This is a genomic window from Ruegeria sp. CG8, assembly GCF_056537165.1.
In genome coordinates, this window is record NZ_JBQFRA010000002.1 from 545,453 (window position 1) to 562,783 (window position 17,331).

General features: G+C 67.1%; 17 protein-coding genes, 1 tRNA gene and 1 riboswitch. Of the genes, 15 read left to right on the forward strand and 3 right to left on the reverse strand.

The genetic code is table 11. The features are described from left to right. Nucleotides 1-40: 40 nt before the first annotated feature. The gene (locus ACR0EF_RS08720) at nucleotides 41-694 is read right to left on the reverse strand and encodes a protein-L-isoaspartate O-methyltransferase family protein (RefSeq protein WP_170370775.1); all 654 of its coding nucleotides are present in this window, start codon (nucleotides 692-694) and stop codon (nucleotides 41-43) included. Between the two features lie 227 nt (nucleotides 695-921). Between ACR0EF_RS08720 and ACR0EF_RS08725 the strand changes: the two genes are divergently transcribed. Then, nucleotides 922-995 (forward strand) — tRNA-Cys (locus ACR0EF_RS08725). Nucleotides 996-1,215: 220 nt separating this feature from the next. Here the strand turns inward: ACR0EF_RS08725 and ACR0EF_RS08730 are convergent. After that, a complete protein-coding gene (locus ACR0EF_RS08730; RefSeq protein ID WP_170372168.1) occupies nucleotides 1,216-2,172 on the reverse strand; it encodes an NAD(P)-dependent oxidoreductase in 957 nt (318 codons plus the stop codon). A 108-nt stretch (nucleotides 2,173-2,280) separates the two neighbouring features. On the opposite strand from ACR0EF_RS08730, the gene ACR0EF_RS08735 reads away from it, so the two are divergent. The 8 genes from ACR0EF_RS08735 to cobJ all read left to right on the forward strand — a co-directional run bounded on the left by ACR0EF_RS08735 (nucleotide 2,281) and on the right by cobJ (nucleotide 11,484). After that, on the forward strand, nucleotides 2,281-3,156 hold the full coding sequence (locus tag ACR0EF_RS08735) for a LysR family transcriptional regulator (protein WP_170370776.1): 876 nt from the start codon (nucleotides 2,281-2,283) through the stop codon (nucleotides 3,154-3,156). Between the two features lie 72 nt (nucleotides 3,157-3,228). Continuing rightward, nucleotides 3,229-3,433, forward strand: a riboswitch (cobalamin riboswitch). Nucleotides 3,434-3,515: 82 nt separating this feature from the next. Further along, complete coding sequence (locus ACR0EF_RS08740; protein WP_170372166.1) at nucleotides 3,516-3,899, forward strand: DUF1636 family protein; 384 nt, start codon at nucleotides 3,516-3,518, stop codon at nucleotides 3,897-3,899. 2 nt (nucleotides 3,900-3,901) lie between these two features. Continuing rightward, complete coding sequence (gene cobW / locus ACR0EF_RS08745) at nucleotides 3,902-4,957, forward strand: cobalamin biosynthesis protein CobW (protein WP_170366528.1); 1,056 nt, start codon at nucleotides 3,902-3,904, stop codon at nucleotides 4,955-4,957. 6 nt (nucleotides 4,958-4,963) lie between these two features. Then, on the forward strand, nucleotides 4,964-8,257 hold the full coding sequence (cobN, locus tag ACR0EF_RS08750) for a cobaltochelatase subunit CobN (RefSeq protein WP_170372164.1): 3,294 nt from the start codon (nucleotides 4,964-4,966) through the stop codon (nucleotides 8,255-8,257). Next, entirely contained in the window at nucleotides 8,254-9,381 is a 1,128-nt protein-coding gene (gene cobG / locus ACR0EF_RS08755) for a precorrin-3B synthase (RefSeq protein WP_170372162.1), read from the forward strand. The genes cobN and cobG overlap by 4 nt, the downstream gene beginning before the upstream one ends. Beyond that, nucleotides 9,381-10,010, forward strand: coding sequence for a precorrin-8X methylmutase (locus ACR0EF_RS08760; RefSeq protein ID WP_170337738.1), 630 nt, complete (start codon nucleotides 9,381-9,383; stop codon nucleotides 10,008-10,010). Before cobG ends, ACR0EF_RS08760 begins: the two co-directional genes overlap by 1 nt. Next, complete coding sequence (locus ACR0EF_RS08765; RefSeq protein ID WP_170372160.1) at nucleotides 10,007-10,735, forward strand: precorrin-2 C(20)-methyltransferase; 729 nt, start codon at nucleotides 10,007-10,009, stop codon at nucleotides 10,733-10,735. The genes ACR0EF_RS08760 and ACR0EF_RS08765 overlap by 4 nt, the downstream gene beginning before the upstream one ends. After that, nucleotides 10,732-11,484: a precorrin-3B C(17)-methyltransferase gene (cobJ, locus tag ACR0EF_RS08770; protein WP_170370783.1), complete on the forward strand. Its 753-nt coding sequence runs from the start codon at nucleotides 10,732-10,734 to the stop codon at nucleotides 11,482-11,484. The genes ACR0EF_RS08765 and cobJ overlap by 4 nt, the downstream gene beginning before the upstream one ends. On the opposite strand, the gene ACR0EF_RS08775 is transcribed toward cobJ, so the two are convergent. Beyond that, entirely contained in the window at nucleotides 11,457-12,206 is a 750-nt protein-coding gene (locus tag ACR0EF_RS08775) for a cobalt-precorrin-6A reductase (RefSeq protein ID WP_170370784.1), read from the reverse strand. The genes cobJ and ACR0EF_RS08775 overlap by 28 nt on opposite strands. Here ACR0EF_RS08775 and cbiE point away from each other — a divergent pair. From cbiE to cobF, 6 genes are read left to right on the forward strand one after another with little or no spacing between them, the layout of a single operon-like run. Next, complete coding sequence (gene cbiE / locus ACR0EF_RS08780) at nucleotides 12,205-13,404, forward strand: precorrin-6y C5,15-methyltransferase (decarboxylating) subunit CbiE (RefSeq protein WP_170358451.1); 1,200 nt, start codon at nucleotides 12,205-12,207, stop codon at nucleotides 13,402-13,404. The genes ACR0EF_RS08775 and cbiE overlap by 2 nt on opposite strands. Then, entirely contained in the window at nucleotides 13,401-13,769 is a 369-nt protein-coding gene (locus ACR0EF_RS08785) for a cobalamin biosynthesis protein (RefSeq protein WP_170370991.1), read from the forward strand. The genes cbiE and ACR0EF_RS08785 overlap by 4 nt, the downstream gene beginning before the upstream one ends. After that, nucleotides 13,766-14,560 carry a precorrin-4 C(11)-methyltransferase gene (gene cobM / locus ACR0EF_RS08790; RefSeq protein WP_170370785.1) on the forward strand — a complete coding sequence of 265 codons (795 nt, stop codon included), beginning with the start codon at nucleotides 13,766-13,768 and terminating at the stop codon, nucleotides 14,558-14,560. Before ACR0EF_RS08785 ends, cobM begins: the two co-directional genes overlap by 4 nt. After that, complete coding sequence (locus ACR0EF_RS08795; RefSeq protein ID WP_170372158.1) at nucleotides 14,553-15,869, forward strand: cobyrinic acid a,c-diamide synthase CobB; 1,317 nt, start codon at nucleotides 14,553-14,555, stop codon at nucleotides 15,867-15,869. The genes cobM and ACR0EF_RS08795 overlap by 8 nt, the downstream gene beginning before the upstream one ends. Continuing rightward, nucleotides 15,866-16,594: a uroporphyrinogen-III C-methyltransferase gene (gene cobA, locus ACR0EF_RS08800; protein ID WP_170370787.1), complete on the forward strand. Its 729-nt coding sequence runs from the start codon at nucleotides 15,866-15,868 to the stop codon at nucleotides 16,592-16,594. Before ACR0EF_RS08795 ends, cobA begins: the two co-directional genes overlap by 4 nt. Continuing rightward, nucleotides 16,587-17,330 carry a precorrin-6A synthase (deacetylating) gene (gene cobF / locus ACR0EF_RS08805; protein WP_170370788.1) on the forward strand — a complete coding sequence of 248 codons (744 nt, stop codon included), beginning with the start codon at nucleotides 16,587-16,589 and terminating at the stop codon, nucleotides 17,328-17,330. Before cobA ends, cobF begins: the two co-directional genes overlap by 8 nt. Nucleotide 17,331: the final 1 nt, after the last annotated feature.

Here is a 17,331-nt window from a genome sequence, read left to right on the forward strand (position 1 = left end):
TTTTCAACTAATCAAGGGACCGCGGAAAACCGCTGATCGACTATAGCGAAAATGCACACTCGGCCGAAAACGCCGGCAGTACCGGGGCGTTTGCGTTGAAGCCATGACGCCAAGTCACCTGCCCATCGGACTTTCGACCAATGCGAACGGTGCCCAGATTGCCTTCGACGAACAGGCAGGCGATGCGGCCATGATCTTTCAGTTGATCGAGTAGGGCATCGGGCAGACGTTCCACACCGCCTTGGATGATAATGACATCATAGGGGCCATGCTCGGCCGCCCCCTGCTCCAAAGGTCCGACATGAATGATAGCGTTGTCGATATCCGCCTCCATCAGGCGGGACTGCGCGTCGGCTGCGTTGGCCTCGTCATCCTCGACGCCCACCACAAGCTGCGCCATGTTCGCGGCCACGGCGGTCGAGTATCCGAACGCTGGGGCGATATCCAGAACCACCTCGTCATTCGAAATATTCAATGCATCCAGCATCTTCGCCAGAGTCCTCGGCTCCAGCAGGCAGCGCCCGTTTCCCAGGTCGATCAGGTCGCCAGCATAGGCCACTTCGCGACTGGCATCCGGCACGAAGTTCTCACGCTGGACCTTCAGCATTGAATCGATGATCGGGAATTTGGTGACATCAGAGGGCCTGATCTGAGTGTCTACCATCGTGTGGCGTCGGGCTGCGAAATCCGTCATGTGACCGCTCGTATATTTCCCATGGTTGCTCGGCTTTTGCCACATCCGATCCCGCCCGGCAACGGCCAGCCCGGCAAAAATTGCAGGCCGCGACAAAAGTTGCCACTGCGCTGACCGACCATCCAACGCCGTGGTCGGCGGAATTTTCAGCAACCCTCTGGACGTTGTTCGGGAAAGCTGCTAGAACCGCGTCTGCACCACGTCAAGTAATTGAAATTGCTTGAAAAGGCGAGTTGGCGGAGTGGTGACGCAGCGGATTGCAAATCCGTGTACACCGGTTCGATTCCGGTACTCGCCTCCAACTTTCCAGCCTCGCATTGCATCACTGTTCTCTGGTCCTGTGATTGTCGCCTGGACCAGTTTGTTGATACGAAACGCCAAAATACGCGCGGAGATGGTTAGCGCAGCCGAGCTAACCAGTAATTTCCGAGCAAGGATTTAGTCCGCGCTGGGTCACCAGCGACGCGGTCGGTACATGCGAGAACCCCGCGGAAAGGGCGTGCCTTGCGCTGACCGTCGGCTCAAACCGTGCTTCGGCCTTGAGGAATCACCTCATACCCCGGCTCTTCCGGTTCATCGTCCTGCATCTCGGCCGGAAAACCGGGCGCGGTAATGCTCAGCCCGGTTGCATCCTCGAGCCGTCGAATGACGTTGGGCGACAGCTCGCGCGCGCCATAGCGGGCGATGGCGTCGTCGAAGATCTTAATCATCAACGGGTTCATCTCCAACGGCACGCCGGCGCGGTCGGCGACCTCCTGGAACAGGCCGATATCCTTTTTCACCAGGTCCGTGGTGAAGGAAATATCGCGCGAGCCGTTCAGGATCACCTGGCTTTCGGTCTCATGTACGAAGGAGGTACCGGACGAAATCTTGATCGCCTCGTAGGTGGTGTTCAGGTCCATCCCGGCGGCCTTGGCGGTCACCAGCGCCTCGGCGCAGGTGATCAGGTTGGCAGTTGCCAGATAGTTGGTCAGCACCTTCAGAACCGAGGCCGTGCCCAGATCGCCGGTATGCAGAATGCGCCGGCCCATGGTCGTAAGGAACGGCAGGATACGCTCGAACGTGGCCCGGTCGCAGCCCGCGAAGATCGAGATATTGCCCGTGGCCGCCCGGTGGCACCCGCCCGAAACCGGGCAGTCCACCGCCGCCCCGCCGCGTTCGATCACCATGGCCCCCAGGCGTTTGACCTCGGCCTCGTCGGTGGTGGACATCTCCATCCAGATCTTACCGTGGGTAACCTCGGGCAGCATCTGCTGCATCACTGCGTCCGAGGCAGCGGGCGACGGCAGGCAGGTGATGACCGCATCGCAATCGCGCATCATCTGGGCCGGGCTTTCACCGGCTTTTGCTCCCTTGGCGGCGAACTCCGCCACAAGATCGGGGTTCAGGTCGTGTACCGTCAGGTCGATACCGTTGCGCAGCAGCGACCCCGACAGCTTGCCCCCCACATTGCCCAAACCGATGAAACCGACCTTCATGTTCTGCCCTCCCGCAGGCGCAATTTCGTTGGCACGAGTATTTCCGTTGCCCATCGACAAAAGAAACGAATAATAAGTCAATCTAAATGCAAAATATTTTGGTGCTGAATGGACCGCCTGCCCAATCCGGCCTGGTTGCGCAGCTTTGAGGCTGCCGCCCGCCATCTGAATTTCACAACCGCCGCGCAGGAACTGGGCCTGACCCAGACGGCGGTGTCGCTGCATATCCGCTCGCTCGAGGCGGATCTCGGCCAGCCGCTTTTTGTACGCAACGCCCGACACCTGTCGCTGACCGAGCTGGGCCAGTCCTATGCGCTGACCGTGCGTCGGGCGTTGTCAGATATCGCGCTGACCACCAACAGCCTGTTCGGCCCCGCCTCGCGGCAAGCGTTAACCATCCGGGCGGCGATATCGACGATGACCTACTGGATCGCCGCTGATCTGCCCGCGTTCAGCGCCCAGCACCCCGAGGTCCCGGTGCGGCTGGTGTCGCATATCTGGAACGACTCGGCCGCGCCTGCGGATGTGGACGTGGAAATACGGCTGGGCCATGGCGACTGGCCCGGTGTTGCGGCCGAACGGCTGTGCTCGGAACGGCTGGTGCCCGTCTGCCGGGCGCAGGACCCGGCGCCAGACCTGCAAAACGGCCCGTTGATCCACATTCTTGGGTACGAGGACAACTGGGCGCGGTACTTCGAGGCCACGGACACCGACCTGCCCGACCGCCCCGCGCGCCATTCGGCGGATACGACCGTCACCGCGCTGCAACTGGTGATGGCCGGCGCGGGCTACGCCACCGTTCTGGAGCGGTTCGCGCGCAACGCCATTGCCCAGGGCGCGCCGATCCGGGTTGCGGGGCCGGCGATTCCCTTTGCCCAGTCGCACTATCTGATCCGCAGCGTCAGCGCGGCGCCTCCGTCCATCCCTGCCGAGTTGTTCCTAGCCTGGCTACGCGACAGGCTGGCCAGTGATGCCGCGGATTGACCCCGGCAGGTCGCTTTTTCGATCCGACGCAGGGCACTTGGCCCCGCGCGCTTGACAACCCCCCTGCCCGTGCCGCATGTCGCTTGCGTTGGTGTCTGTGCAAACAGATGAAAAGGGAATGCGTCAGCGGTTTTCCGTCAAACGCAGCCGCCCCCGCGACCGTGACCGGAGAGGGTGCCCAAATGCCACTGGCCGCAGGCCGGGAAGGCGGGACATCCGACAGAGCGCCGCTCTGACATCCGCAAGCCGGGAGACCTGCCAACGCCCGAAGACAAACCGGACGGGGTGTTCCGGTGTCGGGCCCATGTCCGCAACGTGGCCCGCGCATACCCCGTCCCCCGACAACCGAGTGAGGGGGGATGAGATACGTGACCGAGACCACACCAGTTGAACTGCTGGTCTGCACCACCTGCCGACGCGGGCTGCCCATCGAGGATGACGCCCAGCGCCCCGGCACGCTGCTTCACAAGGCGCTGGCCGCCGCCGACCTGCCCGCGGGCATCACCCTGAAGCCGGTCGAATGCCTGTCGAACTGCGATCAGGGCTGCTCGATCGTTCTGCGCGGCGGGCCGTCGCGCTGGACCTTCGTCTATGAAAACCTGAACGAATCCGACCATGTCGAGATCATCGTCGAAGGCGCCACCAAATATCTGGCCGCCGATGATGGCCTTGTGAAATGGCGCGACCGCCCTGAACATTTCCGTAAGAACTGCGCCGCCCGCATTCCCCCGATTGGAGCCTGAGCATGAGCACCCTCGAAAAACTTCCCGTCACCGTCATCACCGGCTTTCTCGGCTCGGGCAAGACCACGCTGATCCGCCATCTGATGCAGAACCCGCAGGGCAAGCGGCTGGCCGTGGTGGTCAACGAATTCGGCGATGTGGGCGTCGATGGCGAGATCCTGAAAAGCTGCGCCATCCCCGACTGCCCGGCGGAAAACATCATGGAGCTGGCCAATGGCTGCATCTGCTGCACCGTGGCCGATGACTTCATCCCCACGATCGAGGCGCTGATGGCGCTCGACCCGCGCCCCGATCACATCCTGATCGAAACCAGCGGTCTGGCCCTGCCGAAACCGCTGCTCAAGGCGTTCGACTGGCCCGACATCCGTTCCAAGATCACCGTGGACGGCGTGATCGCTCTGGCCGATGCCGAGGCCGTGGCCGCAGGCCGCTTCGCCCCGAATGTCGCGGCGGTGGATGCCCAGCGCATGGCCGATGACTCGATCGACCACGAAACGCCCCTGTCCGAGGTGTTCGAGGATCAGATCTCGTGCGCCGACATCATCCTGCTGACCAAGCCTGACCTGGCCGGCCCCGAAGGCGTGGCCAAGGCGCGCGAGATCATCGCCGCCGAGGCGCCCCGCCCCCTGCCCGTGGTCGAAGTGGCCGAGGGTGCGGTGGACGTGCGCGTGGTGCTGGGGCTGGAGGCCGCAGCCGAAGACGACATGGACGCCCGCCCCTCGCATCACGATGGCCATGACGACCACGAACATGACGATTTCGAAAGCATTGTGGTCGAGCTGCCAGAACAGACCGACCCGGCGCAGCTGGTCGCCAATATCGAGCGTCTGGCGAACGAGCTGAACATCCTGCGGGTCAAGGGCTATGCCGCCGTTCAGGGCAAGCCGATGCGCCTGCTGGTCCAGGCGGTCGGCGCGCGGGTGCGGCACCAGTATGACCGCCCGTGGAAACCCGAGGAAGAGCGCCGCTCGCGCCTTGTGGTCATCGCCGAGCATGACGACATCGACGAGGCCGCGATCCGCGGCATCCTGACGGGCGTCACCGAGGCCGCCGAGTAAGCACCGATGCACGTCGTCTTCCGCGAAAGCCACGGGCTCGAAGAAACCGAGACCCCGACCGATCTGGGCCAGAGCCCGGCGGATCTGGTGGTGCTGTCCTTTTCGGACAGCGACCTGGGTGCTTTCGCGGCCGGCTGGCATCGCGGCGGCGGGCCCGAGGGGCGGATGCCCTCGTTGCGGCTGGCCAGCCTGACGGCGCTGAAGCACCCATTGTCGGTCGATACCTATGTCGAGCAGACGCTGGAGGGTGCCAAGGGCATCCTGATCCGGCTGATCGGCGGAGTGCCCTATTGGTCCTACGGGTTGCAGCAGGTGCTGGCGCTGGCGCAGGCCAAGGGCATCGCGCTGGCGGTGCTGCCCGCCGACGGGCGCGAGGATACGCGGCTGGACGACTATTCCACCCTGCCGGTCTCGACCCTGCGGCGGCTGGCGCATCTGTGCGACACCGGCGGCGAGGTGGCCGCGCAGGCGGCGCTGGCGCAGATGGCGCTGGCGGCGGGGCTCTATGCCGGGCCGGTGATGGGGGCCAAGACTCTGCCCGACTGCGGCGCGTGGTGCCCGGATCGCGGCGTGATTGCGCCCGAGGACGCATTCGCGGGCGAAGGTCGGCGCATCATCGTGACGTTCTACCGCGCCTACCTGACCGCGGCCGATACCGCGCCGGTCGCGGCCCTGATCCGAGAAATCCGCGCGCGGGGTCATCAGGCGGTAGGGCTGTTCGCGCCCTCGCTGAAGGCGCCTGCGGCGGCGGAATGGCTGGCCGAGATTATCCCCGAGATGACGCCCTCGGCGATCATCAATGCCACCTCGTTTTCAGGCAAGGGCGCGTCGGGCACATCGCCCTTGGACGTGGCGGGCGTGCCGGTATTTCAGGTCGCGCTGGCCACTTCGCGCCGCAAGGCCTGGGCCGAGGCCGAACGCGGCATGTCGCCCGCCGATCTGGCCATGCATGTGGTCCTGCCCGAGGTAGACGGGCGTATCACAGCCGGTGTCGCCTCGTTCAAGGAGCCGGGCAAGCGCGACCCGCAACTGGAATATTCCCGTTTCGCCCACCGGCCCGAGCCCGACCGGATCACCGCCATCGTCGACCGGGCGATGGCCTGGGTGGACCTGGCCGAGAAGCCAAAGGCGCAACAGGTCCCCGCGCTGGTCTTGTCCACCTATCCGGGCAAAGACTGGCAGATGGCCCATGCGGTGGGGCTGGACGCGCTGGCCTCGGCCGAGGCGATCCTGTCCGACCTGCAGGGCGCCGGCTATGACACCGCCCCCGCCGAACCGATTGCCGATACCCTGCCGGACGCCCGGATTTCCTGGCCGGTCTCGGCCTACCGCGCGGCGCTGGCGCAACTGCCCGAGGCGTTGCGCGCCGATCTGGAAACCGTCTGGGGCGCACCCGAGGACGACCCGGCCTGCGCCGATGGGGCCTTCCACTTCACCGCGCTTCGGCGCGGCAAGGCGCTGGTGGCGTTACAGCCCGAACGCGGCACTCCGGAACTGCGCGACGACGAATACCACGACCTGTCGCGCACGCCCCGGCACGGCTACGTAGCCTTCTACCTGTGGCTGCGGCACGGGTTGGGCGCCGATGCGCTGATCCATATCGGCGCCCACGGAACACTGGAATGGCTGCCGGGCAAATCGGTGGCGCTCTCGGCGGAATGCTGGCCCGAGGCGCTGATCGGCGATCTGCCGGTGATCTATCCGTTCATCGTGAACGACCCGGGCGAGGCCGCGCAGGCCAAGCGCCGGATCGGGGCGGTGACGCTGGGCCACATTCCTCCGCCGATGAAGCAAAGCAGCACGCCCGACCGCATGGTGCGGCTGGAATCGCTGCTGGACGAGTTCTCGAACGCCGACGGGCTGGACCCCAAACGGCGCGACCGGTTGCAGGCCGATATCCGTGATGAGGCGCAGGCCATCGGGCTCGAGGCCGATCTGGGGCTGGATCAGGCCACCAGCACCGCCGAGGCGATCACCCGCATCGACCGTTTCGTCTGTGACATCAAGGAAAGCCAGTTCGGCGACGGGCTGCACGTCTTTGGCCGCGCGCCGCAGGTTGCGGGCAATTTCGATACTGCCGCGTCAGCACAGACCGAACGGCAGGCCCTGCTGGATGCCTTGGCCGGCAAACGGATCGAGGCTGGCCCGTCCGGCTCGCCGTATCGCGGGCGCACCGACGTGCTGCCCACCGGGCGCAACCTGTTCACCACCGATCCGCGATCGGTCCCCACCCGCGCGGCTTATGCGCAGGGGGTGAAACTGGCCGAAGAACTGGTCCGCCGCCACCTGCAGGAGGAAGGCGACTACCCCAAGGGCCTGATCGTCGATCTGTGGGGCTCGGCCACGATGCGCACGGCGGGCGAGGAATTCGCCATGGCGCTGCACCTGCTGGGCGTCAAACCGATCTGGGACCCGGGGTCGGAGCGCGTATCGGGCATCGAGGTTCTGCCGATCACCGACCTGGAGCGCCCCCGGCTGGACGTGACCCTGCGCGTCTCGGGCCTGTTCCGCGACGTGTTTCCGACCCTGTCGGCGCTGTTTGGTCAGGCGGTCCGCGCGCTGTCAGAACGCGACGAGGCGCCCGACTGGAACCCCTATGCGGGCCAGCCGCCCGCCGCGCGGGTCTATGGCCCGGCGCCGGGCAGCTATGGGCTGAACATGACCCACCTGTCGGAAACCTATACCGACGATGCACGCGCGCAGGCCGGTCAGGCCTGGCTGGATGCCAGCGCCTTTGCCTTGGAGGGCGAGCACATTGCCCATGACCCCGACGGGATCACCCAGCGCGTGGCGCAGGCCGACAGCTTCGTGCACCTGCAGGACCTGACCGAGACCGACCTTCTGCTGGCCAATGACTATGCCACGCATGAGGCCGGATTTGCCGCCGCCAAAAAGCTGACCGGCGGGCAGGCGCAATTGTACCATTTGGACAATACTCGGCCAGAAACACCCCGCGCCCGCACCCTGCCCGAGGAAATAAGTCGCGTGGTCCATGCGCGCGCCGCCAATCCCGACTGGATCGCCGGGATGCAGCGCCACGGCTTTCGCGGCGCGGCCGAGATCGCCGCGACGCTGGATCACATGGCGTCATTCGCGCATCTGTCAGGCAGCGTCGCCCCGCATTTGTTCGATCTCTATCACGATGCGACCCTGGGCAACCCCGAGGTGGACGCGTTCCTGCAGCAGGCCAATCCGCAGGCCCATCAGGCCATGCAGGACCGGTTCCGCGCGCTGTACGAGGCCGGGCTGTGGAACACCCGCCGCAACTCGATCCGCGCCGATCTGGAGGGGTTGGGATGAGCGCCCCGGTCGTCCAGGGCTGGTGCCCCGGCGCGCATCGCCCGATGATGTCCGGCGACGGATTGGTGGTGCGGGTGCGCCCGCGTCTGGCCCGGCTGAGCGCCGCGCAGACGCTGGGGCTGTGCGACCTGGCCCTGCGGTTTGGCAACGGCACCATCGACCTGACCAACCGCGCCAACCTGCAATTGCGCGGCGTGGCCGAAGACGATCACCAGCCACTGCTGGCCGAGTTGTCGGCGCTGAACCTGCTGGATGCCGAGCCGGGCATCGAAACCCGGCGCAACATTCTTGTGTCACCGCTGTACCAACCCGGCGACCTGACCGCGCGCCTGACACAGGCATTGATCGACCGGCTGGGCGATCTGCCCGCTCTGCCCGCCAAGTTCGGCTTTGCGGTGGATACCGGCGCCGCACGGCTGCTGGCCGGGGACTCGGCCGATATCCGGCTGGAGCGGGGAGCTTCGGGCCTGATCCTGCGCGCCGACGGGGCCGAGACCGGCCGTTTGGTGACCGAAGATGAGGCGATTGATCGCGTGATCGATCTGGCCATGTGGTTCGCCGAGCGCTTCACTTCTGACACCCGCCGCATGGCCCGCCTGATCGCGACGCAGGCCCTGCCCGAAGAATGGCAAGGCCACGCCCCCGGCCCCACGGCACCGGCGCTGCAACCCGGTAACAGCGAAATCGGCCCGATCTACGGCGCGGCCTTCGGGCAACTGCCCGCCGCCGAGCTGCGCGGGCTGGTCGGGGCCTCGGGCGCCGCCGCCCTGCGCGTCACGCCCTGGCGGCTGTTCCTGCTGGAAGGCGGGGCGGCGATCCCGGCCCCGGCCTTCGTGACCGACGGCGCCGACCCGCTGCTATCCACCGACGCCTGCCCCGGCGCGCCATTCTGCCCGCAGGCGCAGGCCGAAACCCGCGCCATCGCCCGCGCGTTGGCTCCGCGCGTGCCCGGCAGCCTGCATGTCTCGGGCTGCGCCAAGGGCTGCGCGCGCATGGGCGCAGCCGATCTGACGCTGGTGGGCCGCGACGGGCGATTTGATCTTGTAAAACACGGCCGCGCGGGGGATGAGCCCGTCCAGCGCGGGCTGGACCCCGAAACACTGAAGACCATGGACCTGACCTGATGCCCTATGAATACGAAACCGACGGCGCGGCGATCTATAAGCAATCCTTCGCCACGATCCGGTCCGAGGCCGATCTGGCCCGTTTCGACCCCGACGAAGAACAGGTCGCCGTCCGCATGATCCATGCCGCCGGGATGGTCGGGCTGGAAGAATTCATCCATTTCTCGGACGGATTCGTGCGCACCGCCCGCACCGCGCTGGAAAACGGCGCGCCGATCCTGTGCGACGCGCGGATGGTGTCCGAAGGCGTCACCCGCTTTCGCCTGCCCGCCGACAACCAAGTCATCTGCACCCTGCACGACGACCGCGTGCGCCCGCTGGCCGAGAAGATGGGCAACACCCGATCCGCCGCCGCGCTGGAACTGTGGCGCCCGCATCTGGAGGGTGCCCTGGTGGCCATCGGCAATGCGCCCACGGCGCTGTTTCACCTGTTGAACATGCTCGAGGACCCCGACTGCCCCCGCCCCGCCGCGATCATCGGCTGCCCCGTGGGCTTTGTCGGTGCGGTCGAATCCAAGGACGCCCTCTGGGAGGCCCAGCCCGTCCCCAGCTGCATCGTCAAGGGCCGCCTGGGCGGCAGCGCCATCACCGTTGCCGCGATCAACGCCATCGCAAGCCGGGCGGAATGACCATGGGCACGATCTATGGCGTGGGCCTCGGCCCCGGCGATCCCGATTTGATGAGCGTCCGGGCCGACCGCCTGTTGCGCTGCGCGAAACACGTGGCCTATTTCCGCAAGCCCGGCCGAACCGGGCAGGCGCGCAAGATCGTCAACGGGATGATCCGCGACGATGCGGTCGAGTTCCCAATGGAATACCCCGTCACGACCGAGATCCCGGTCACCGATCCGCGCTACAACGCTCTGCTGGCCGAGTTCTACGAACGCTGCACCGCACGCTTGAAAGAACTGGCCGATCAGGGCGAGGACGTGGTGGTGCTGTGCGAGGGAGATCCGTTCTTTTACGGCTCGTTCATGCATCTCTACAGCCGCCTGCGCGACGTCGTGCCCGTCGAGGTGGTGCCGGCGATCACCGGCATGTCAGGCGCTTGGACGGCCTCGGGCGATCCGATCACTTGGGGCGACGACATCCTCACGGTGCTGATGGGAACCCTTCCCGAAGATGTTCTGGCAGACCGCATGGCGCGCACCGACGCGCTGGTGGTGATGAAGATCGGCCGCAACATCGACAAGGTGAAACGCGCGCTGAAAACGGCGGGCCTGTTCGACCGGGCCTGGATCGTGGAATACGCGCAGATGCCCAACCAGACCGTCCGCAAGCTGAGCGACGCCTGCACCGAGATCACGCCCTATTTCTCGATCATCATCGTGCACGGACAGGGGCGGCGGCCATGAGCGGCTGGGTCAAGATCGCCGGGCTTGGCCCCGGAAACGAGGCGCTGGTGACCTCCGAGGTGACCGCCGCCTTAGCCGAGGCGACTGATGTGGTGGGCTATATTCCCTACGTCGCGCGGGTGGCCAAACGGCCGGGCCTGACCCTGCACGCCAGCGACAACCGAGTCGAGATCGACCGCTCGCAGCACGCGCTGCGCATGGCGGCCGAGGGCAAGCGGGTGGTCGTGGTCTCGTCGGGCGACCCGGGCGTGTTTGCCATGGCCGCCGCCGTGTTCGAGGCGCTGGAAAACGGCCCCGACACCTGGCGCGAGATCCCTGTCGAGGTTCTGCCCGGCATCACCGCCATGCTGGCCGCGGCAGCCCGGGCGGGCGCGCCGCTGGGCCATGATTTCTGCGCCATCAATCTCAGCGACAACCTCAAGCCGTGGGCTTTGATCGAGAAACGCCTGCGGCTGGGCGCGCAGGCCGATTTCGCGATGGCCTTTTACAATCCACGCTCGAAGTCGCGGCCCGAAGGCTTTGTGAAGACACTGGAAATCCTGCGGCAGGAATGCGAACCCGAGCGTCTGATCCTGTTCGCCCGCGCCGTGTCACGCCCAGACGAGGCGATCTGCATCGCGACCCTGGCCGAGGCAACGCCCGACATGGCCGACATGCAGACGGTGGTGATCGTCGGCTCATCCCTGACCCGCGTCATCGAGCGGCCCATCGGCCCCATCGTCTATACGCCAAGGTCCACGCCGGAATGAGCCAGCCAGTCCAGAACCTGCGGCACGCTTGTCAACTCGACCCGGCGGGGCAGCCTGGGCCGGTCGATCATCAGCACCGGGATGTCCAACGCTCGCGCGGCGTCCAGCTTGGCGCGCGCGCCGGTGCCGCCGGCGTTCTTGGACACCACCAGTTCGGTCCGGTGCCGGCGCATCAGCGCCGTATCGTCTTCAACCGTAAAAGGCCCGCGCGACACGACCACGTCGCAATCGGCGAAGGGCAGCGGGCCGGGCTCATCGACCAGCCGCAGAAGATAGTGGTGCTGGGGCTGCGCCGCAAAATCCTCAAGATGCATGCGCCCCACCGCAAGGAACACCCGACGCGGCGGACCGGCCAGCGCGTCGACGGCGCTGGCGATGTCGGGCACGTGTTGCCACCGGTCGCCGGGCACGGCTGTCCATTCTGCGCGGGTCAGCGCGGCCAACGGCGTCTGCGTCTGTTGGCAGGCAGCGATGGCATTGCGGCTCATCTGCGCGGCAAAGGGATGGGTGGCGTCGATCACATGGGTCACGCCGGTGTCTCGGATGTAACCCGCCAAACCCTCGGCCCCGCCAAAGCCACCCACGCGCGTCGGCAGCGGTTGCGACCGCGGGTTGTCGACCCGGCCCGCATAGGAATAGGTTGCCGCCACACCCAAATCCGCCACGGCGCGGGCCAATGCGTTGGCCTCGGTCGTGCCGCCAAGGATCAGGAGGTTGGGCATGTCTGAAACTCCGTGGCTGACCATTCTGGGCCTGGGCGAGGATGGACTGGATGGCCTCTCGGCCGCAAGCCGTCAAGAGCTGGAGCGCGCCGAGGTCATCATGGGCCCGCCGCGGCACCTGTCGCTGGTTCCCGAAACCGGAGCCGAACGCATCGCATGGCCGGTGCCGTTCGCCGACGGGCTACCCATCCTGCAGGGGCTTAAGGGCCGGCGCACGGTGGTGCTGGCCTCGGGCGATCCGTTCTGGTTTGGCGCCGGATCGGTGATCGCGCGCAATTTCGCCCCTTGGGAGTGGGCGGCACGGCCGGGCCAGTCGACCTTCTCGCTGGCAGCCGCGCGGTTGGGCTGGCCGTTGGAAAGCACTGCCACCTTCGGCCTGCACGCTGCCCCTCTGACCCGCCTGCGTCCGCATCTGTCACGCGGCCTGCGCGCCATCATCCTGCTGCGCGACGGGGCCGCGGTGGCCGAGCTGGCCCGCTATCTGACCGAGACCGGGTTCGGCGACACGACCCTGCACGTGATGGAGGCCCTCGGCGGCCCTCGGGAACGCGCGCGCAGCATGTCCCTGACCGAAGCCTTGCTGGGCGCGTTCGAGCATCCGGTCTGCGTTGCGCTCGAGGTTTCGGGCGACGGGCGTGAGCTGCCCTTGGCCTCTGGCAAACCCGACGAGATTTTCGAAACCGATGGGCAGATCACCAAACGGCCGGTGCGCGCGCTGACACTGTCGGCGCTGGCGCCTGCGCGGGGCGAGCATCTGTGGGACATCGGCGGCGGCAGCGGATCGATCGGCATCGAATGGCTGATGTGCGACCCGTCCCTGACGGCCACCACGATCGAGCCGCGCGCAGACCGCGCCGCGCGAATCCGCGCCAATGCCGACGCGCTGGGACAGGATCGGTTGCAGGTCATCCACGGCCGGGCACCCGATGCGCTGGACGGCCTGCCCTTGCCTGACGTGGTGTTCATCGGCGGTGGGCTGAGCGACGCGCTGCTGGGCTGGCTTGCGGCCAACCTGCCCTCGGGCACCCGGCTGGTCGCCAACGCCGTGACGCTGGAAAGCGAAGCGGTGCTGAGCCAATGGCACGCCAAGCTGGGCGGAGACTTGCTGCGGATCGAGCTGGCGCAAGCCGGCGACCTCGGCCCCCGGCGCGGTTGGAAATCGGCCTATCCGGTCGTTCAGTGGAGCGTGACCCTATGATCGTGGCCGGGCTTGGATTTTCGTCCACCGCGACCTGCGCCAGCCTGCGGGCCGCGTTCGACCGCGCCACCGCCGGGCACGCGGTGGACGCGCTGGCCACCGCCGCCGACAAGGCCGGCCATCCGGCGCTGGCCGAATTTGCCGCCGCCTGCGCCCTGCCCCTGCATTTCGCGGACCCGGCCGATCTGGCCGGGCAACGCACGCTCACCTGCTCGCCCCGCAGCCGCGCCACCCATGGCACCGGCAGCGTGGCCGAAGCTTCCGCCCTCGCCGCCGCCGGACCGGGCGCGCGGCTGCTTTCACCCCGACAGATCTCGGACGACCGGCTTGCCACCTGCGCGGTCGCCATCGGAGGACAGACATGACCGTTCATTTCATAGGCGCCGGACCGGGCGCCGCCGACCTTCTGACCCTGCGCGGACGCGACATCATCGCCGCTTGCCCCGTGTGCCTGTATGCCGGGTCGCTTGTGCCCGAAGAGATCCTGGCCCACTGCCCCGAAGGCGCGCGCATCGTGAACACCGCGCCGATGGATCTGGATCAGATCATGGCCGAAATCAAAACCGCCCATGACGCCGGGCAGGACGTGGCCCGCCTACATTCGGGCGACCTGTCGGTCTGGTCGGCGATGGGCGAACAGATCCGGCGCCTGAAACAGATGGGCATTCCAGTCAGTGTGACGCCCGGCGTTCCGTCCTTTGCCGCCGCCGCAGCCGCGTTGGGCACCGAGCTGACCCTGCCCGGGCTGGCGCAATCGGTGGTGCTGACTCGGACCCCGGGGCGCGCCTCGTCCATGCCCGTGGGCGAGACGCTGGAAAACTTCGCCCGCACCGGCGCCACGTTGGCCATCCACCTGTCGATCGGCAATCTGGACAAGGTCGTGTCTGACCTGACCCCCGCCTATGGCGCCGACTGCCCCGTGGCCGTGGTGTACCGCGCCAGCTGGCCGGACGAGCGGATCATCCGCGCCACGCTGGGCACGTTGAAGGACTCGCTGGACGAGAGCATCTCGCGCACCGCGCTGATCCTGGTCGGGCCGGCGCTGGCCGGCGAAGGCTTCGACGAAAGCTGTCTGTATTCCAAAACCTATGACCGTCGCTATCGCCCGCAAAGCGCCGACAGCCCGTGGTCGAGTTGGAGTCACGGCGATGACTAACCCGCCCGGACTGCTGATCTCGGCCCCATCCTCGGGGACCGGCAAGACCACGGTGATGCTAGGCCTGCTGCGCGCTCTGGCCGAGGACGGGCTGACCGTGCAGCCCTTCAAGAGCGGTCCCGACTATATCGACCCGGCCTTTCACCGGGCGGCGGCGGGGCGGGCCTCGTTCAACCTGGACAGTTGGGCGATGGGCGCGCCGTTGCTGGGCGCGATTGCGGCGCAGGCCAAAGGTGCCGACATCGTGGTGGCCGAAGGGTCGATGGGCCTGTTCGACGGTGTCGCCAAGCCGGGCGAGCAGGGCCACGGGTCCAGCGCCGAGACCGCGCTGCGCATGGGCTGGCCGGTGGTTCTGGTGCTGGATGTGGGCGGTCAGGCGCAATCGGCCGCCGCTACGGCGCTGGGGTTCCGGATGTACAACCCCGACCTGCCCTTTGCCGGCGTGATTCTGAACCGCTGCGCCAGCCCGCGCCACGAACGCCTGACCCGTCTGGGGATGGAGCGCGCGGGCCTGCCGGTTCTGGGCGTATTGCCCCGGCGCGGCGACCTGACCCTGCCCGAGCGGCATCTTGGCCTGATCCAGGCGGTCGAGCACCCCGACTTGGAAAGCGCGATTGCCGGATACGCGGCCTTTCTGCGCGAGCATGTGGATCTGGAGGCGATCAAGCGGGCGGCCTCCTCGGGCCCGATGGGGCCGTCGTCGGCCGCGCTGCCGCGCCCTCCGGCGCAACGGATCGCGCTGGCTCGGGACGCGGCGTTTTCCTTTACCTATCCGCATCTTCTGGAAGGCTGGCGGGCGGCCGGGGCCGAGATCGTGCCGTTTTCTCCGCTGGCGGACGAGGCGCCGGCCCGGGATGCCGATCTGGTCTGGTTGCCCGGCGGGTACCCCGAACTGCACGCCGGAACCCTGGCTGCGGCAGAACGGTTCCTGACCTGCTTGCGCAAACATGCCGAAACGCGGCCCGTACATGGCGAATGCGGCGGCTACATGGCCCTGGGCGAAGGGCTGATCGACAAGGACGGCACCCGCCACCGGATGGCCGGGCTGCTGGGCCTGGTCACCTCGTACGAGAAGCGCAAGTTCAACCTGGGCTATCGCCGGGCCGAGTTGCTGGTCGACATGCCCGGGTTCTCGGCCGGAACCGCCCTGCGAGGGCACGAGTTCCACTATTCCTCGATCGTCGAGCAGCCCGACGCGCCCCTGGCGCGGGTTTTTGACGCCGAAGGCGCCGAAGGCCCGCAGACCGGATCGCGCCGCGGACATGTCACCGGTACGTTCTTCCATCTGATCGCAGAGGCCAGCGCATGAGCGGTTTCGTTTCCTTCATCGGGTCCGGCCCCGGCGACCCGGAGTTGTTGACACTCAAGGCCGTGGACCGGCTGCAGAAGGCCGACGCGGTTCTGTTCGACGATCTCAGCAGCGGGCCGATCCTGAGCCATGCGCGCAAGGACGCCGACCTTGTGGGCGTGGGCAAGCGCGCCGGGCGGCCCTCGCCCAAGCAGGACCATGTCAGCCGCCTACTGGTGGAATACGCCCAGACCGGCCAACGGATCGTGCGGCTGAAATCGGGCGATGGCGGCCTGTTCGGACGCCTCGAGGAGGAACTGGTGGCACTGCGCGCTGCCGGGATCGCGTACGAGATCATTCCGGGCATCCCCTCGGCCATTGCGGCGGCTGCGGCGGCGGGCATCCCGCTGACCCGGCGCCTGACCGCGCGGCGGGTGCAGTTCGTCACCGGCCACGATGTCAGCGGCAAGCTGCCCGAGGATCTGAACCTGCCCGCGCTGGCCGACCCGGGCGCGACGACCGTGGTGTTCATGGGCAAGCGCACCTTTCCCCTGCTGGCGCAGGCGCTGCACGCGCATGGGCTGCCGCTGGACACCCCAGCGCTGATGGCCGAGTCGGTTTCGACGCCTGAGCAATCGCTGCACCGGTCCACCGTCGGCGCACTGGCTGAGCGTCTGGGCTCCGAGATCGGCACCGCGCCGGCGCTGATCCTTTATGGTCCGCTGGCGGAGTACGACGATGATTGATCTGGTCTTGATCGGGATCGGCACCGGCAACCCGGACCACGTGACCTTTCAGGGCGCGCAGGCGATCCGCGCGGCCGATATGATCCTGATCCCGCGCAAGGGCGCCAACAAGGCCGATCTGGCCGGCGTGCGCGAGGAAATCATCCGCAAGGTCACCGACACACCGCCCCAAATCGCCTATTTCGACATCCCCGAGCGCCGGTCGCAGGATGGCTACCTGCGCGGCGTGGATGAATGGCACGACGCAATCGCCCTGCGCTGGCAGGAAGCGATGGCCCGGCACCCCGACGCGCGCACGGTCGCCCTGCTGATCTGGGGCGACCCGTCGCTCTATGACAGCTCGCTGCGAATCGCGGCGCGGCTGGACCCGCAGCCGAACACGACGGTGATCCCCGGCATCACGGCGCTGCAGGCGCTGACGGCGGCCCATGCCATGCCAATCAATGAGATCGGCGCGCCCTATCTGGTCACCACCGGCCGGCGCATCCGCGACGAGGGCTGGCCCAGCGACGCCGATACGGTTGCGGTGATGCTGGATGGCGAATGTTCGTTCCAGACGCTGGACATGGCCGATTTTGACATCTGGTGGGGGGCTTACGTGGGCATGCCCGAGCAGGTCCTGATCAAAGGTCCGCTGGCGGATGTGGCCGACAAGATTTTGCGCACCCGCGCCGAGGCCCGCGGCCGGCACGGGTGGATCATGGATATCTATGTTCTGAAAAAGCGCGGGAATTGAC

Excerpts from the sequence above, each read along its gene's own strand:
- cobA (WP_170370787.1), top strand. The coding sequence starts at position 15,866 with ATGAGCGGTTTCGTTTCCTTCATCGGGTCCGGCCCCGGCGACCCGGAG.
- cobM (WP_170370785.1), top strand. The coding sequence starts at position 13,766 with ATGACCGTTCATTTCATAGGCGCCGGACCGGGCGCCGCCGACCTTCTG.
- ACR0EF_RS08735 (WP_170370776.1), top strand. The coding sequence starts at position 2,281 with ATGGACCGCCTGCCCAATCCGGCCTGGTTGCGCAGCTTTGAGGCTGCC.
- cbiE (WP_170358451.1), top strand. The coding sequence starts at position 12,205 with ATGTCTGAAACTCCGTGGCTGACCATTCTGGGCCTGGGCGAGGATGGA.
- ACR0EF_RS08760 (WP_170337738.1), top strand. The coding sequence starts at position 9,381 with ATGCCCTATGAATACGAAACCGACGGCGCGGCGATCTATAAGCAATCC.
- ACR0EF_RS08785 (WP_170370991.1), top strand. The coding sequence starts at position 13,401 with ATGATCGTGGCCGGGCTTGGATTTTCGTCCACCGCGACCTGCGCCAGC.
- cobN (WP_170372164.1), top strand. The coding sequence starts at position 4,964 with ATGCACGTCGTCTTCCGCGAAAGCCACGGGCTCGAAGAAACCGAGACC.
- ACR0EF_RS08720 (WP_170370775.1), bottom strand. The coding sequence starts at position 694 with ATGACGGATTTCGCAGCCCGACGCCACACGATGGTAGACACTCAGATC.
- cobF (WP_170370788.1), top strand. The coding sequence starts at position 16,587 with ATGATTGATCTGGTCTTGATCGGGATCGGCACCGGCAACCCGGACCAC.
- cobJ (WP_170370783.1), top strand. The coding sequence starts at position 10,732 with ATGAGCGGCTGGGTCAAGATCGCCGGGCTTGGCCCCGGAAACGAGGCG.
- ACR0EF_RS08765 (WP_170372160.1), top strand. The coding sequence starts at position 10,007 with ATGACCATGGGCACGATCTATGGCGTGGGCCTCGGCCCCGGCGATCCC.
- ACR0EF_RS08775 (WP_170370784.1), bottom strand. The coding sequence starts at position 12,206 with ATGCCCAACCTCCTGATCCTTGGCGGCACGACCGAGGCCAACGCATTG.
- ACR0EF_RS08730 (WP_170372168.1), bottom strand. The coding sequence starts at position 2,172 with ATGAAGGTCGGTTTCATCGGTTTGGGCAATGTGGGGGGCAAGCTGTCG.
- ACR0EF_RS08795 (WP_170372158.1), top strand. The coding sequence starts at position 14,553 with ATGACTAACCCGCCCGGACTGCTGATCTCGGCCCCATCCTCGGGGACC.
- cobW (WP_170366528.1), top strand. The coding sequence starts at position 3,902 with ATGAGCACCCTCGAAAAACTTCCCGTCACCGTCATCACCGGCTTTCTC.
- ACR0EF_RS08740 (WP_170372166.1), top strand. The coding sequence starts at position 3,516 with ATGAGATACGTGACCGAGACCACACCAGTTGAACTGCTGGTCTGCACC.
- cobG (WP_170372162.1), top strand. The coding sequence starts at position 8,254 with ATGAGCGCCCCGGTCGTCCAGGGCTGGTGCCCCGGCGCGCATCGCCCG.